At 45.8% G+C, this 16,127-nt stretch carries 14 protein-coding genes; 3 read left to right on the top strand and 11 right to left on the bottom strand.

Annotated elements, in window-relative coordinates:
• Positions 1 to 25: 25 nt before the first annotated feature.
• The 11 genes from porU to hisH all read right to left on the bottom strand — a co-directional run bounded on the left by porU (position 26) and on the right by hisH (position 9,310).
• On the bottom strand, positions 26 to 3,421 hold the full coding sequence (gene porU / locus KOE27_RS00540) for a type IX secretion system sortase PorU (protein ID WP_215236929.1): 3,396 nt from the start codon (positions 3,419 to 3,421) through the stop codon (positions 26 to 28).
• The gene (locus KOE27_RS00535) at positions 3,399 to 4,016 is read right to left on the bottom strand and encodes a SprT family zinc-dependent metalloprotease (RefSeq protein ID WP_229252573.1); all 618 of its coding nucleotides are present in this window, start codon (positions 4,014 to 4,016) and stop codon (positions 3,399 to 3,401) included. The genes porU and KOE27_RS00535 overlap by 23 nt, the downstream gene beginning before the upstream one ends.
• A gap of 66 nt (positions 4,017 to 4,082) precedes the next feature.
• A complete protein-coding gene (locus KOE27_RS00530; RefSeq protein ID WP_215236927.1) occupies positions 4,083 to 4,262 on the bottom strand; it encodes a PG1828 family lipoprotein in 180 nt (59 codons plus the stop codon).
• A gap of 133 nt (positions 4,263 to 4,395) precedes the next feature.
• On the bottom strand, positions 4,396 to 5,187 hold the full coding sequence (locus KOE27_RS00525; protein WP_215236926.1) for a phosphoglycerol geranylgeranyltransferase: 792 nt from the start codon (positions 5,185 to 5,187) through the stop codon (positions 4,396 to 4,398).
• Positions 5,168 to 5,581, bottom strand: a complete 414-nt coding sequence (locus KOE27_RS00520) for a hypothetical protein (protein WP_215236925.1) — start codon at positions 5,579 to 5,581, stop codon at positions 5,168 to 5,170. Before KOE27_RS00520 ends, KOE27_RS00525 begins: the two co-directional genes overlap by 20 nt.
• 91 nt (positions 5,582 to 5,672) lie before the next feature.
• The gene (locus KOE27_RS00515) at positions 5,673 to 6,020 is read right to left on the bottom strand and encodes a phage holin family protein (RefSeq protein WP_215236924.1); all 348 of its coding nucleotides are present in this window, start codon (positions 6,018 to 6,020) and stop codon (positions 5,673 to 5,675) included.
• Positions 6,021 to 6,080: 60 nt separating this feature from the next.
• Entirely contained in the window at positions 6,081 to 6,383 is a 303-nt protein-coding gene (locus KOE27_RS00510; RefSeq protein WP_310590052.1) for a phage holin family protein, read from the bottom strand.
• A gap of 46 nt (positions 6,384 to 6,429) precedes the next feature.
• Positions 6,430 to 7,059: a bifunctional phosphoribosyl-AMP cyclohydrolase/phosphoribosyl-ATP diphosphatase HisIE gene (gene hisIE, locus KOE27_RS00505; RefSeq protein ID WP_215236923.1), complete on the bottom strand. Its 630-nt coding sequence runs from the start codon at positions 7,057 to 7,059 to the stop codon at positions 6,430 to 6,432.
• Between the two features lie 128 nt (positions 7,060 to 7,187).
• Positions 7,188 to 7,964: an imidazole glycerol phosphate synthase subunit HisF gene (gene hisF, locus KOE27_RS00500; RefSeq protein ID WP_215236922.1), complete on the bottom strand. Its 777-nt coding sequence runs from the start codon at positions 7,962 to 7,964 to the stop codon at positions 7,188 to 7,190.
• 2 nt (positions 7,965 to 7,966) lie between these two features.
• Positions 7,967 to 8,692 (bottom strand): 1-(5-phosphoribosyl)-5-[(5-phosphoribosylamino)methylideneamino]imidazole-4-carboxamide isomerase, encoded by a 726-nt coding sequence (gene hisA, locus KOE27_RS00495; protein ID WP_215236921.1) that lies wholly within the window; start codon positions 8,690 to 8,692, stop codon positions 7,967 to 7,969.
• 30 nt (positions 8,693 to 8,722) lie between these two features.
• Positions 8,723 to 9,310 carry an imidazole glycerol phosphate synthase subunit HisH gene (hisH, locus tag KOE27_RS00490; protein WP_215236920.1) on the bottom strand — a complete coding sequence of 196 codons (588 nt, stop codon included), beginning with the start codon at positions 9,308 to 9,310 and terminating at the stop codon, positions 8,723 to 8,725.
• A gap of 532 nt (positions 9,311 to 9,842) precedes the next feature.
• Between hisH and KOE27_RS00485 the strand changes: the two genes are divergently transcribed.
• From KOE27_RS00485 to KOE27_RS00475, 3 genes are all read left to right on the top strand, one after another.
• A complete protein-coding gene (locus KOE27_RS00485; protein ID WP_229252572.1) occupies positions 9,843 to 11,291 on the top strand; it encodes a M14 family zinc carboxypeptidase in 1,449 nt (482 codons plus the stop codon).
• A 162-nt stretch (positions 11,292 to 11,453) separates the two neighbouring features.
• Positions 11,454 to 14,342 carry a TonB-dependent receptor gene (locus KOE27_RS00480; protein ID WP_215236919.1) on the top strand — a complete coding sequence of 963 codons (2,889 nt, stop codon included), beginning with the start codon at positions 11,454 to 11,456 and terminating at the stop codon, positions 14,340 to 14,342.
• 66 nt (positions 14,343 to 14,408) lie between these two features.
• The gene (locus KOE27_RS00475) at positions 14,409 to 16,085 is read left to right on the top strand and encodes an IPT/TIG domain-containing protein (RefSeq protein ID WP_215236918.1); all 1,677 of its coding nucleotides are present in this window, start codon (positions 14,409 to 14,411) and stop codon (positions 16,083 to 16,085) included.
• Positions 16,086 to 16,127: the final 42 nt, after the last annotated feature.

Genomic DNA, 16,127 nt, shown 5'->3' with positions numbered 1-16,127 from the left:
AAAATTTTATACGTTTTATTACAGGTTATGGTGAACGAAGCAATCTGCCAGACTTTCTGTCTACCGAATTGTCCTTCAATGATCTGATTTCTATAACGTATAAGTATGCATTCAAATAATAAAGATTGGTGGTAAGGGCTCCGGAGGTAACCTTTTCAGCAATTTCTTTTTCGCTGTTATAATAAGTCCAGCGCTCAGATCCCAACGTTTGTCCAGAGATGGACAAAACCTTAAAATCGACCTCAATATCTTCATTTTCGCGATTATGTTCCAATTGAAAGGACAAATCACTTTGAAAAGGGTTGGGATAAATTTTCAATTCTTCAATAACAATTCCGCTTGCTGCACCTACTAGAAAACCGAACGTAATTTCTGAATAGTTAGTATAAGTATCCCATACTTTTATGCGAACGGTATATTTCCCAGGTTTCAGATTTTCGAAAGGATAATAGATGGTTCCCTTGGTAAAATCATCCAGTTCAGATGAATAATAATCATTCAGATTAATTTCCAGTGTATCGTTTATTACTGCCGTAATATTGTGCCCGACACCTGAAGCCGAAACATTGATACCGTTTTCATCGCTCAATTTTATCATCAGGTCGGAAGAAGCCGGTACCTGATCTCCGTCACGAAAAGAGGGGTCATTCAGGTAAGCCGATATCACCGGCGGCTTTTCATCCACCGCCATCTGATCACTTCCACCAATGATAAGATCCAACTGATCGGAAACATCCGCCGTCCCTTTTATGTTGGAAGCATAGATACTGGCACGACCCACACCAAACTGATAATTAATATCTTTCGGAACGACAAACTCGCAGACAAAGCTACCGTTGACAACTGTCACCACACCTTCAAACAGTTTGTTCCTGAATTCCGAGTAACTTTGCCTGGATCCTTCGTTTCCAAGTGTCTGAAAACTTACGGGCTTGTCGTAAATGGCTATGTTGGCTGTACCATTAAAATCGCTGTCGGGCAGGCTGTCTTTGGTATAAAATATCCCTCCTTTCAGCTTTACCTTTCGGAGCGCGAGCAAGGTATCCGGCTCCATACTCCAGTTAATATATCTTTCATTTTCTGTAAGTAACATAGAGGGGTCTCCCAAAAAGGTAAAATTCCGGTTCAGGCTCCCTACCAAAGCATTGTTTTTGGTAGATTTTACCACATTCCCCATTCGCTGGCCCTGCATTTTTATCCTCAGCGATTCATACAAGGCTTTGTTTAATGTGTAATTGGTACTGGAATAAACCGGTCTGGTGGTGCTCAATGCACCAATCGCAGCACCTTTGGGACTTAATACCATCAGTTCTGCACCGGATACCTGCCCCATGTCATCATAACGGCCAAAATCACAGGTGGCCGTCACCAGCAGCGGCATATTGTCATACCCATGTACCGATAGCATGTCGGCCAGCGTCAATATCTGTTCTTCTGCCCAGCCGTTCACTCCTCCATGGCCCGTATAGTTGAGTATCAGGCTCCCGTTATTAATCGTTTTTTTTATCTGAGCATTTACCTCTGCCGACTTCTGTCCCTGACTGGTAGTCACCTGCGGAAATTCATCCAGAAATATCCTTTTGGCAAGAAACCTGTCCCCAATCAACTGTGCCAACTGGTCGGCATGCTGCTGATGTACATTGCCGTCACCATCATCTGCTACAAATCGAACCGTATTTTTCCAGCTCTTCCGGGCTTCAGCTGATGCGTAATGTATCAATTTGTTCACCACTGTTCTGGCCTCTGTCAAATTTTTCACAGGCAAACGCCCGATACCTATATCAAGCTGATGATCTCCCGCAGCCGACTCTATCCATTCCCCCTCGGCATCATCCAGAAAACCGTAATAGTCATCGGACGAATACGTATAAACGGGGTTGAGTGATTCACGGCTTTCGTAAACTGGTACCCAGGATTTTCTCTGGTCGGCTGTCTGATTCTGTAATTTGTTACGGTAATCATAGGTAGCGTCACCAAACAGCAGCAGATACCTGAGCTTTCCTCTGCCCATCTTATAAATATGTCTGGCAAAATCCCTGATCGCCGTCAGATCCGGTTTTCCTGAAGCATACTCGTTATAAACCTGATAAGTGGTAACAACCTTCACCTTGAGCCCGTCATGATCTCTCCGAAACGCGGCAAGCCTCTCCGCCTCGGTAATAAAGGCAGGTGCGGTAACCATTAGCAGGTCAATTTCCTCCGTATCTTGGTGAATACCCTGGTTGCCCGTTAAAGTCCACGAAGCTGGAGTCAGTGCTTGGGAGAACGTAAAACCTATCCACTGCCTAAACCTGCGTTTGCTGGCTAAGGTAATGTCTTTGGTCCCGTTTTCGTTATTTACCAGTTGTGCCGGCCTTGCAGAATTACTGATGTCCCACAGTTTCCAGGAAGCGCTGATATTTTTAATCCGAAAGGTTGCAAGCGAAGCTTCTGCCGACAAAAACCTGTATATCTGCTGATTGTCATACGGCCTTAGTTCTCTTTTGATTTGTAAAGCCAAATAGTCCAGGTACGCCTGGGCGGAGCTCTGCCCGTTTCGGATATAGGACACTCCAGCTGTAAAAGCCGCAGGTAATGAAGCCGGAAGCACTGCCGAAAAGGAGCCGGTGGTACGTTGTGCCCGCAAAGCATACTGGTCTGCAAGCTGAGAAGTTACGGTACCCACAGCCCCTTCCCCTATCTGCTGCCCGTTGAATAGCCACGAGAACCGGGTCGCAACCTGCGCAGCTCCGATACCCGAAGCAAAAAATTTAACGGTTGATGATGGTAAAACTCCGCTGATATTCACAGGAAAGTTCAGCGCCGAAGTACCCAGGTATTCTCCAAACCAGACCCGCCCGGAGCGAAGTAAATTATAAGTTTCCTCCTCATGGTACCAATAGTCGTCAAAGCTGTCGACAACCTGCCCGGTTGATGAAACCGTTTCCGCTGCTCCAATCCGCAACCCGGGCGTATCTCCGTAAGTCAAGAAATAGTAACTGGTATCCGAATAACAATTGATCTGGTGATGCAATTCGACGTTGACCGTATCTGGCACAATAACATGCGGGCCTTCACCATAAAAATAAACAGCATCGGTTTCATCAAAAGTACCGTCGTCTCCACCTTCGATCCAGACAGCATTTTCGGTAAGTCCGGCAGTTCGGGGAGTACTGTTGCTTTGAGGGAGCATTGCTCCGCCATTTCCAAAGATACGGATGCCCGAAGCCGCTATTTTTCCTCCGGAGATACCCATCCTGCGGAGCAGGGAAATATCCAGCTTATACACGCCGGTTTCTGTTATACCTATTTTCACCCATTTGTCTTTTGCCAGAACAGCGCTTTCCTGTGCATATACCTTTTGTACCTGCAGCAGGCCGCAGCACAGTATCAGGCAAAGGGCAAAATAATTCTTAAAATCAGCATGCTTCAACCAGTGCATGGGCAGGGATGGTATATCGACGTTGCGATGCTTTGTCTACACAAAGCACCCGGGTTCTGCGGACAGAGCCTCTGACAAATATTCTATTTTGAAAAACGAAGTCCGCGCCTTCTGTGAGATGAATAAGTTCAGTTTTTTTAGTCTGCCCCGACGTATCATCGTATCTTTTGACTGCGCTGTAAAGTGGTATATCCCCGCCGGTAGAAGCCTTGGGGTTTTGTGCATATTTCCGGAGCGGTAATAATATATCCTCGGGGAAAATTTCCGTGGTCAGAACAGGCAACAGTAATGTTCTGAACTCCTCTTTCCATTCGGCTCCGTGTGGTGCAATTTTCCTTCTTACCCTTCCATTGTACTTACGGTAAACCATATAATGGGCAACTTCGTGCAGATAGGTAATCAGGAAATTATAGGGGTTGAGATTGGCGTTAACGGTAATTCTTGGTGTAAAGCCAGGCCTTACGGTGAAATCACCCAGACGGGTACGCCGTGGCCTTGACAGAAAAAAATCAAATTGGGCAGATGTATACAACCGTTTGCAATAGTCTGCGGCAAGTTCAGGAACATACTCCTGTAAGTCAATCGTTTTTTTCATATCCGAATAAAAAAAGAAAGCCCTATAAAAATAGGGCTTTCCAAGCATTTTGACCTGAGTCAGTGATTATTTCACTGTGTCAGCAGCAGCTGTATCAGCAGCAACAGTGTCAACAGCTACTGAATCAACAGCAGGAGTTTCAACAGTTACAGCAGTTGAATCAGCAGATTCTTCAGCAGGTTTGCTAGTACAAGAAGCGAAAGCTACCATCCCGGCAACAAACGCAAGTGCAAATATTTTTTTCATTTCTTGGGTGTAATTAAGGTTCATTGCAAAGGTAATATGATTAGTTTGAATATTCCCAACTTTTTGGATTGTATTTTTCTAAGAACTTAAAATTTCCTTAGAAAGTAATTAACACACTGGGTTAAATCCAATTTTATTGGTCATTTTTCCAATAAACCTTTTCAGGATGATCATTAAATGCTTTTACACAAGCGGATATCTCTGGCAGAATTTCCGGATTTTCTTCAATGCCGTTACCTACCACCACCACATCGGCGCCCGCTTCCAGGGCTGAATATGCTTTTTCATAGGAATTAATCCCTCCTCCCACTATTATCGGTACTTCCACTGCCTTGCTGACTGCGCTGATGATATCGGCCGGTACCGGATACAATGCACCGCTACCTGCATCCAGAAAAATATTTCTCAGCCCCAGCAGCTCTCCCGCCATGGCTGTACATGCAGCAATCATAGGCTTGTCCCTTGGCATTGGTGTGGTATTGCTGATGTAGGAGACGGTGGTGAGCCTGCCGCTTTCGATAATCATGTATCCGGTTGGCAACACTTCCATTCCGCTTTTACGCAACAAAGGAGCTGCTATCACATGCTGCCCGATCAGCAATTCGGGGTTTCGGCCTGAAATGAGCGAAAGAAACAAAATGGCGTCTGCCGAAGGATGAATATGAAGCCCGTTTCCCGGAAACAGGATGGCCGGAATGCTGGTATATTGGTGAATAGCAGAAATGAGCTGGTCAATTGCATAATTTGTGATCAGGCTTCCTCCTACCAAAAAGAAGTCGACCCCTTGCTTCTCAGCGAACTCCAAAAAAACAGGAAAAGTTACAAAATCTACCTTGTCTGGATCCAAAAGAACCGCAAAAGATTTCCTTTTTTCATTCCTCCTGGTCCGCAGGAGGTCGGCTATTTTATGATTCTCTGTTTTCATCCGGTTCTCGGTCATCCGCAATATAATTCTTTAGCTTTTGGCGTGCCCAGCTAACGGCCAATGTCCACGCTAAACTCTGCACAGCCGGCCCGATCTGGAAAGCGCTTTGTTTATGATTCCGTGGCACTGATGGTTCTTCTTCTTTTTTCTTCTTGTCCTTTTTACTTCCCGGAAGTATCGCGTTCATCACCACGTAAGTAGTTGCAATGACACCGCCAATGATCAGGGCTTGTTTTCCATATTCGGTTGCATTCGCCTTGAGGCCGTCCCATTGAAGTTCCAGCCTGTCGCGATATAACTCTGCCTCCTTTTTAAGATCTTCCTTTTCCTCATCAGTATCAGAAGAAAACGGCCTGACTGATATCTTTGAAGTAAAATCTGCTGATGAACTCATTTCAATACCGTGTTGAAGTGAATATTTAGATTAACCGAATGGAACTCAAAAATAGCAATTCGAGCTCAAAATTACCGGTTTGCTATATTTTTTAGGCCTGTTTGTCTTCCTTTATTTGTGAAAACCTGACAATAAGATTCCGCAGCATCTGCATCCATTTGTCCTTCAGTACCAGCCAGAGCACCAATTTGACGATAAATACGCCCAACAGGATAACGTAGCCAAGATAATCACTTTGTAGCCATTTATTTAAAAAAGTCCCAAGTAATATTACAAGCAGTATCACTATAACAAGCACAATACTCAGTACCAATGCTGCATAAACAGCAGAAACGACTGCCTGCTCAATCTTGCTCCTGGTTTCAATTTTGAATAAATCGATCCGGGTTTCAAAATACTTGAAAAGCGTGTCCTTAATCTCCTCCAGTTGATTCAGCATAGGTGAATTTTTAGTTGATGAGCATTGGCATTACCTTGTTACGAAACAAGGCCAATTTTACTAATCCAAAAACATACCCAAGACGGCCGACACAACCGATACAACCAGCCCAAAAAACAACGCTGCAATAAAATCATCGACTGCAAATCCGGACACGAGGTAACTGGCCAGGTAAATGATCAGCACATTGACTACAAAATAAAACAGGCCCAGTGTGAGGATTGTGATGGGCAATGCAAGAATCTGAAGCACCGGCTTCAAAAAAGTATTGAGGATACCAAGCACAATGGCCACCACAATAGCCGTTGTAATATCTTTTACAAATACGCCGGGTATGATGTGAGCGGCCACCCAGAATTGCAAGTGTACTGATCAGAAGCCGTATGATTAGTTTCATAAGTGATTGATTTTATGAGTGTCTGCTACGAAGTACGCTAATTACGTCATCTAAGTCAATGTTTTTTTGTTCCAGCAGCACCAGAAGATGGAAAAGCAAATCAGAAACTTCATTTTTGAAGAGGTCGTCATTATCGTCTTTTGCTTCAATCACCACTTCCACTGCTTCCTCCCCCACCTTCTGAGCAATTTTATTAATCCCTTTGTTGAAAAGGCTGCTGGTGTAGGATTCTGAGGAAGGGTTTAATTTTCTGTTCCGGATCACATCTTTCTGAAGATAATTCAGAAACGCCGCTTGTCCTCTCAAATCATCCTGACCAATTTTTTCCCCAAAACAGGTATCATCCCCGGTGTGGCAGGTAGGCCCCGCCGGAACCGCTTTTATCAAAACAGTATCTCCATCGCAATCCACCAGGATCTCTTTCACGAACAAAAAGTTGCCGGAAGTTTCCCCCTTTGTCCAAAGGCGCTGCTTGCTTCTGCTGAAAAACGTAACCGTCCCCTCCTTTTCGGTTTTTTCCAGGGCCTCCTGGTTCATATAACCTAACATCAGGACTTTTTCAGACACGGAATCCTGGATAACAACCGGTACCAGACCATCCGCGGATTTCGAAAAATCAATAGTTGAAAGTGTTTTGCTCATTAATTCTGTAAAATATTTCAGTGAAATATATAAAATCTGGTTTAGAATCGGACCAGAAACTGTTTGATGTAAAATAAAAGGTCAAAAGTGTTCAACATCCTTCCGGACACTTTTTCCGGCACTTCCGTCTACCTGGTCATCCTCATGGGCAGGTTTTTATCAGCCAGGTATTGTTTTAAATCAGGTATATCAATTTCCCGGAAATGGAAAATACTTGCCGCCAGGCCCGCATCCGCTTTTCCTTCGGTAAAAACATCATAAAAATGTGCCATACTCCCTGCTCCTCCCGAAGCAATCACCGGAATACCTGCGTTTCCTGAAATGGTCGCTGTAAGTTCGAGTGCAAAGCCATTTTTAGTACCGTCCGTATCCATGGATGTCAGTAATATTTCACCTGCTCCACGCTCTTCCACTTCTTTTGCCCACGGAACAGACCGTAATGCAGTGGGCTTCCGGCCTCCGTGCGTATGAACAATATGATCCCAGACACCGCCGTCGGTCTCAATATACCTGGTATCAATGGCAACCACAATACATTGGCTGCCAAATTCGAGTGACAGCTCATTGATCAGATCAGGATTTCTGACGGCAGACGAGTTAATGGAAACCTTATCAGCTCCGGCATGCAGCAAAGCCGAAACATCCTCAACAGAAGATATCCCCCCTCCTACCGTAAAAGGGATATTGATGGTTTGCGCTACCTTTTTTACCAGTTCAATGAAAGTAGATCGCCCCTCCACCGTTGCCGTTATGTCCAGATAAACCAGTTCGTCGGCACCTTGCTCGGCATATAACGCACCGAGTTCTACTGCATCGCCGGCATCACGCAGATTGACGAAGTTGATACCTTTTACGGTGCGGCCATCCTTAACGTCCAGGCAAGGGATAATTCTTTTTGTGAGCATAATTAAGAAACGATGAAACGCTGTAAATCGGCAAGTTTTATCCGGTTTTCGTAAATGGCCTTCCCGATGATAACTCCGTAGATGTTCATTTCGGCCAGCAGTTCAACATCTTCCATTCTGCTCACCCCGCCGCTGGCAATGATTTTGAGATCAGGACATTTATCCTGGATATTCTTATAAAGATCAAAAGATGGCCCCTGCAGCAGTCCATCTTTGGCTACGTCGGTACTGATGGTATACCGGATTCCCTTCTCCACATATTTTTCAATAAAATCGTAGACCCAAAGCTGCGTACCTTCCTCCCATCCGCTCACTGCCACTTTTTCATTTTTTGCATCCGCTCCCAGGATAATCTTATCACCTCCGTACTCGGCCAGCCAGCGCTCAAACAGGGCGGGATTCTTAACGGCAATACTTCCGCCGGTGACCTGTTTTGCCCCGCTTTCAAATACGATCCGGATGTCGTCGTCCGACTGCACCCCGCCGCCAAAATCAATCATCAGGGAGGTGCGGGAAGCTATCTTGTCCAGTACTTTCCAGTTAACGACTTTCTTGGCTTTGGCTCCGTCCAGGTCCACCAGATGCAGACGCTTCAAACCTGCGTCCTCAAATTCCAGGGCCACTTCCAGCGGATTTTCGTTATATATAGTTTTTTTTCCATAATCGCCCTGGGTCAGCCGCACGCACTTCCCGTCGATCATGTCTATTGCTGGAATAATTTCAATCATAATTAATGGTTTTACGATCAGCCAGGCTGATTATATATTCAAAAAATTCTCAATGATCTTTTGTCCCGCTGCTCCGCTGATCTCGCAGTGAAACTGCGCTGCATAAAAATTATCCTTTTTCAGCATAGCGCTGAAAGGATGGATATAATCACAGACGGCAACGGTCTCAGCACAGACAGGCGCAGCATAACTGTGAACAAAGTAAACGTAAGCATTATCAGGCAGACTTTCCGTGAGTTCCGTTTGATATCCGGTAATATTATTCCAACCCATGTGCGGCACTTTTACACCCGGAATAACAGGAAAGCGCTTCACATCCACATCGAAAATCCCCATACAGGTGGTATCATTTTCCTCTGAATACCTGCACATCAGCTGCATCCCCACACAGGTACCGAAAACGGGCTGTTTCAGGGAAGGTATCAGCAAATCAAGCTTTTTCTCCCGCAGGTAAGCCATAGTAGTGCTCGCCTCACCCACACCGGGGAAAATAACCTTATCCGCAGACCGGATCTCCGATTCATCGTCGGTGTACAGATAATCTGCGCCCAGCCGGTCTAAAGCATACATAACCGACTGCACATTTCCCGCATTATACTTAATTATTACGGTTTTCATTTTTCAGATAGTTGGAAAACATTCACTTTTCTAACAACACTCAGCCCTGTTTCTATTTTTTCAAATGTGAGTAGCAGGTACCGAAATAAAAAAAGCCCGATTCTTGGAGAACCGGGCTTCTGGGATACTATGTATTCAACCTTATTACAACACTACTTGCAAAAACATATCATCCAAGACGCCCGGAAGCCATATGACCCTGATGAAATTGATGATATGTTTCAGATCTTAACATGCAGTAAAGGTAGTCAGAATTTGCAAAAAATGGCAATTATTTCTCGAAATAAATATTAGAATTTCCTTAGAGAATCCAGGGCATTCCATACTGCGGCAACGGCTGGGCTGCACTGGTACTTTCCACAAAATAAAAATGCCGCCGGAAGAAAAAAATCTCTTCGTACCTTGCGATGTGCAATCCTGGGGCGGTATCCCTCCCTGCATAACTGTTCAAATATTAGCGGATACCGAAAGCCAAGCCATGCAGGACATTATGAAAAAAACAGCCTCGCCATATCTTTACATTTTCATTCTGATGATTTCTTCAGTTGCCTTTGCTCAAAACAATACAATGCCGGACCGTCTATTTGAAGCACACAAAAAATTTAAGGAAACGAGTCTGACCCAACGCCGTTTCAAACAAAAGGATATCCTTCCGCTCATCGCAAAACGTAGTGAAAATCCGCTTTATCAGATTGAACAGGCAGGCAGTTCCTTTGAAGGCCGGCCTATTCAGCTGATCCGAGTCGGAAAAGGATCAAAAAAGGTATTGCTCTGGACGCAGATGCATGGAGATGAGCCCACCGCCACAATGGCTAGTTTTGATATATTCAACTTTCTGGAGGGTAAAAATGATGGCTTTGATGCGTTCCGCAAAAATATTCTGGACAACACAACACTTTATTTTGTACCCATGCTAAACCCCGACGGAGCAGAAAGATATCAGCGCCGCACAGCACAGGGAATTGACATGAACCGGGACGCCGCAGCCCGGCAAACACCGGAAGCCGTCCTATTAAAAGGCTTGGTTGACAGACTGAAGCCGGATTTCGGGTTTAACCTGCATGACCAAAGTCCGCGTTATTCAGCAGGCCGAAGTCCCAAGGTAGCCACCATTTCTTTTCTGGCTACCTCCTATGATTATGAACTCTCCATCAATCCGGTTCGGGAAAGATCCATGCAGCTGATCGTGGGGATGAATAAAATTCTGCAGAAGTATATCCCCGGACAGGTGGCACGTTATGCGGATGATCATGAGCCACGCGGATTTGGAGATAACGTACAGAAATGGGGCACCACACTGGTACTGATCGAGTCGGGAGGATATGTGGGCGACCCGGAAAAACAGTACATCCGTCAGCTGAATTTTATGACCATACTTTCCGCACTAGGCAACATCGCAGATAATTCCCTGACCAAGGAAAATCGTGAAAAATATTATGATATCCCCGAAAACGGGCGCTGGGTATATGACCTGGTGGTGCGCAACGCAACGGTGAGGCAATCCGGAAAAAGTTTTACTGCAGACTATGGAATCAACCGCAATGAGGTAAATTACTCCAATGCCACGAAGTTCTTTTATTACAGCAAGATTGAGGATTTCGGGGATCTGCACCCGCAATACGGCAGCGAGGAATTGGACGCAACCGGGCTGACTGTTGAAAAGGGAAAGGTATATCCCACCAGCTTCCGCAACCTGGGAGAAATAAGCAAACTGAATGCGCTGAACCTGTTGAAAGAAGGCTACACCTATGTGCGCCTCACGCCCGACAGCAACACCCGCGCCGCCGGATTATACTTTACCTCTTCCCCGCTACACATTCTAAGAAGCAGCCAGGGGGGGCCGTCGGGCACACCCGGATTAGGTAACACCGCTACGTTTATCCTTAAAAAAGGAACTGTAGTAAAATATGCCGTTGTGAATGGATTTGTGTACGATCTGGATAAGGAAATCAGCAAGTCAGGAAACGGGATTGTGGAATGAACAGTCCGGGCTTATCCGGTTTCCAGCCCCAATCTCACCCATCTATAATCATTTGATTTTCAATAAAAACCCGAATTTTTAAATAACCGAGCCGTAATATTGGCTTAACACTGGGATAATATTACCGGTCTACTTTTGTGTCGTAAAATTTGACACCTAAGTATGAAAACCAAATTACTATCTCTTTTTTTATTGCTAACCACGGCAACCCTCGCACTTGCCGACCCCGGAACCATCCGAGGAACCATTAAAGACGCCAAAACCAAAGAAGCACTCATCGGGGCTTCGGTCCTGATCGAAGGAACACAAATTGGCGCAGCAGCGGATGTCGACGGCAGCTTTACACTCACAAACGTACCCGTTGGAAACCACAAAATCATCATTTCCTTCGTTTCCTACCAAACCAAAGAAATCCCGAATGTCCGCGTAGAATCCGGCAATACCACTGTCATTGATACTGAGCTCGATGAAGAGGGCAAAGCACTTCAGGAAGTAGTGGTAAGAGCCGCCCGGGCCACCAATACAGAGGTAGCGGTAATCAGCGAAATCAAACAGCTTAAGCCGATTGCAGTAGGTATATCAGCGCAGCAGATACAGAAATCACAAGACAGGGATGCCGCAGCAGCTATCCGCCGGGTACCTGGGGTAAGTGTCGTGGACAATCGTTTTGTGATGATCCGCGGACTCGGTTCCCGTTATAACGCGGTATTGATCAATGACGTCATCACTCCTTCGTCAGAGGTCGATACCCGCTCATTTTCTTTTGATCTTGTTCCCAGTAATATCATTGACCGGATGATCGTATACAAATCCGGATCGGCAGAATCCCCAGGTGATTTCGCAGGGGGTATCATCAAGATTTACACCAAACGCCGCCCCGATCAGAATTTCACGGAAGGTGCGGCAACCATCGGTTACCGGAATAATACCACTTTCCAGACGGTACAGACACACACGCGGAGTGGTGCAAACTGGCTGGGACTATGGGGAAAAGATCAGATGCTTTCCAGTGCCTTCCCAAAGAGATCGGCTGACTTCAACAAACTGGAAAACATTGAAAGAGCTGGTTACGGGCGGTTGCTTCCCAATTCCTGGGCACTTAAAAATGTAAACGTAGCCCCCGACATGCGCTTCGCACTGAACATGGGCCGCCGTTTCGATATTGGAAATGTAGCGGTAAGCAACCTTACCAACATCAATTATTCGTTAACCAACCAACGTGCAGAAATTGGCCTCAATCTATACCAGAATGGTCTGACGGCAAATGATGTATTTGAAAAATATACTGACTCCAACTATGCACGCCAGTCGCGCGTGGGTGTACTTCACAACTGGACTTTCCGCTTTTCTCCTGTCTTTAACCTGGAATGGAAAACCCTTTTCAACCAGATGGGCAGCACCGAAACGGTTATTCGTAACGGACAAAAAGTGGTGGATGCCACAGACGAGCTTAGTTATTCCGAGCGTTTTGAAAACCGCAGCATCGTTACCACCCAGGTTTCCGGTGACCACAAACTCAATGATCTGACAAAACTCAACTGGATTGCCGGCTACGGATATACCGGCCGCTGGGAGCCCGACTGGAAAAGGATGCGTTTTCAGCGTGAAACCGGTGCCACGGGATCAGATGGAAGCCCTGCTCCTTTCAGAGCCGTTGTACCCACAGACCCTAACCCGATTGACCTTGGCCGTTTTTTCTCAAAACTTCACGAGCGGGTACTTACGCTGGCTGTTAACGGCGAGCATGCCTTTGGCAACCCAACCGACCGTGAACCCAACAAAATACGTTTCGGAGTGTATGGAGAGCGTAAGGACCGTGATTATTCTGCCCGTTTTTACGGATACAACAGTGTAGGAAGCTTGGCCATATTTGCGGGTAACCTGGGGTCTATTTTCGCGCCAGAAAATGTAACCGGTCAGAACGGAGGATTAACCATCAAAGACGGAACCAAGGATCTGGATTCCTATCAGGGTATCAATAATTACTATGCGGCTTATCTAAGCGGTGACGTATACTTCGGTACCAAAGCCAGTTTGACGATCGGTTTCCGGGGAGAGTTTAACAATCAGCAACTACATTCAGTGGTGGTAAATGAAAAGAAAGAGCTGGTGAATAACAAGCTCTTCATCCCGCTTCCTTCCCTTAATTTTACCTACAAAATTACCGATAGGCAAAATCTGAGGCTGGCTTATTCCTCCACACTCAACCGTGCTGAGTTCCGTGAGCTTGCCCCTTTCTCGTATTTTGACTTCAACCTGCTTGCAGATATCCGGGGAAATACTTCTCTTAAAACAGCCAAAATTCAGAATCTTGATGCTAAATGGGAGTTTTATCCTTCCACCAACGAGCTGATTTCGGTTACGGCTTTTTATAAGCACTTCAAAGACCCGATCGAGTCGTTCCTGCTCCCTACTGGTAATGGACTTGCCTATACTTTTATCAATGCCGGATCTGCACAAAATTACGGAGTGGAACTGGAAGTACGCAAAGGATTCCAGGAGGCGTCAAGCAGCTTTTTGCAGAATATTACCCTCGTGGGAAATGCTTCCCTGATCAAAAGTACCGTGAACCTGGGTGACGTGGTAACCGGGCCAGACCTGGGCGGGTTGATCCAGAACTATAACCTGGCAGGTATTACTGACAAAAAACGTCCGATGGCCAATCAGTCGCCATACCTGGTGAATGCTGGTGTTTATTACGCCGATCCCCATTCAAACTGGCAGTGGAATGTACTCTACAACGTTTTCGGACAGCGGATCTTTACTGTTGGAAATATGGAAAACCCGACGGTCTATGAAATGCCCCGCAACGTAGTGGATCTTAACATCAGCAAGAAATTCCGCAACCAAATCGAAATCCGTCTGGGCATACAGGATATTTTAAATCAGCCTGTCAGGTTCTCCCAGGATTTCAATAGAGACGGAAAAATTGGCAAGGATGTCACCTCTCAAACTGCAAACGCCGACCAGGATATCCGCAAGTTCAAAAGAGGCAGCTACTTTACGCTCACTGGTGTATACACTTTTGGAAAGAGAACTGTAATACCTTAATTATCAGAATCATAAGCACATCATTTTAACTTTTAATAATTCGCGGACAAACCAATTCGATCCACTATGAACATTTTAAAAAGCAAACAATACCTTTTGCTACTGTCTTTCAGCCTGTTCCTGGCCGTCAGTGCGTGTAAGAACGATGATACGCCCGTGACTCCCGATCCGGTGCTTGCAGTAAGTACTTTCACGCCAAGTTCAGGCCTGGCAGGCACCAAAGTGGTGATTACAGGTACTAAATTCGATGCAACTCCTGCAAACAATACCGTACTTTTCAATACAACACCTGCAACTGTCACCGCAGCAACAACCACCTCTCTTGAAGTAACCGTACCTGCCGGTGCAACCACAGGCGTTATTTCGGTAACGGTTGGCGGAAACACGGTAAAAAGCGCCTCTCCATTCACGATCACTGAAAGGGCCGCTGTGGAAGTAAAAGGAAACATCACAACCAACACAAACTGGACTGCCGATAAAGTTTACACCATCAAAGGTTTTGTATACGTTCAGTCTGGCGCAACACTTACCATCGAAAAAGGTACGCTGATCAAAGGCGGTGCTAAAGAAGATGATCCGAGCGGGCAGCAACAAGGCGGAACGCTGATTATCAGCCAGGGAGCTAAAATTATGGCCATTGGTACTGCTGAACAGCCGATCGTTTTCACTTCTTCAAAAGAACCAGGCAAACGTAATTATGGCGATTGGGGTGGTGTGGTCCTGATCGGAAAAGCACCTCATAACCAGGTTGGGAGCAAAGGACCAGAAGGCGGTATCAGTGTTCCAGGCGGACTAGGTACAGATGCTATTGCAAACGACAACTCAGGTACTTTACAATATGTACGTATCGAATTTGGTGGAATTGCCCTGAGTAATGCCGCCAACAGTGAAATCAACGGCTTGACCCTCTACGCGGTGGGATCCGGCACAACCATCGATCACGTTCAGGTTTCTTACAGCGGTGACGATTCCTTCGAATGGTTTGGCGGCACTGTAAACGCGAAAAATCTGGTTGCTTTCCGTGGCTTTGATGACGACTGGGATACTGACTGGGGCTTCACAGGGAAAGTACAATATGCACTATCTCTCCGCGATCCTAAAATTTCCGATCAGTCTAAATCAAATGGTTTTGAATCTGATAACTACGATCCGGGCGAGCCTGCAACAGGTGCAAACGCAGGACTTCCCCTGACCGCTCCTGTTTTTGCCAACGTGAGTAACTTCGTTTTCAATACGGCACCTTCTACCGACTTTGTAAGCCCTGCTTCGGGAGCATACCAGGCAGCCATGCACCTGCGCCGTAATACATCTATCAGCATCTTCAACTCGCTTCTTGTTGGTTATCCACAGGGCCTGCGCCTGGATGGTACTGTAACCGGAACCTATGCAAATGCAACCAGCGGAGCACTTGATCTGAAAGGTATTGTATTGTCCAACATGACTGACCCCATTCTGGGAGCAGGTGCAATTACCAAAGATCAGGCTATTGCATATTTCAATGATGCCGCTCGTAAAAACGAAACCAAAGACCTGGCTTCATTACTGCTGAACAGTGCCAACTTCAACCTTGCTGCTCCTGGCTTCCTTCCACAAGCTACGTCACCACTGCTGACCGGTGCGGTATGGGAAGGTAAAGCAGCTGATGCATTCTTTACAAAAGAGACATTCCGTGGTGCTTTTGGAACAACAGACTGGACCAAAGGATGGACCAACTTCGATCCTCAAAACACGGTTTACAAATAATAACGACTACTAGTCTTAAATATAATTGGTGTCAGAATTTCG

Source organism: Dyadobacter sp. CECT 9275 (genome assembly GCF_907164905.1).
In the GTDB taxonomy this organism is placed as follows: Bacteria; Bacteroidota; Bacteroidia; order Cytophagales; family Spirosomataceae; genus Dyadobacter; species Dyadobacter helix.
Note: the sequence above shows the minus strand (reverse complement) of the source record. Positions and strands in the feature narration are given on the sequence as shown.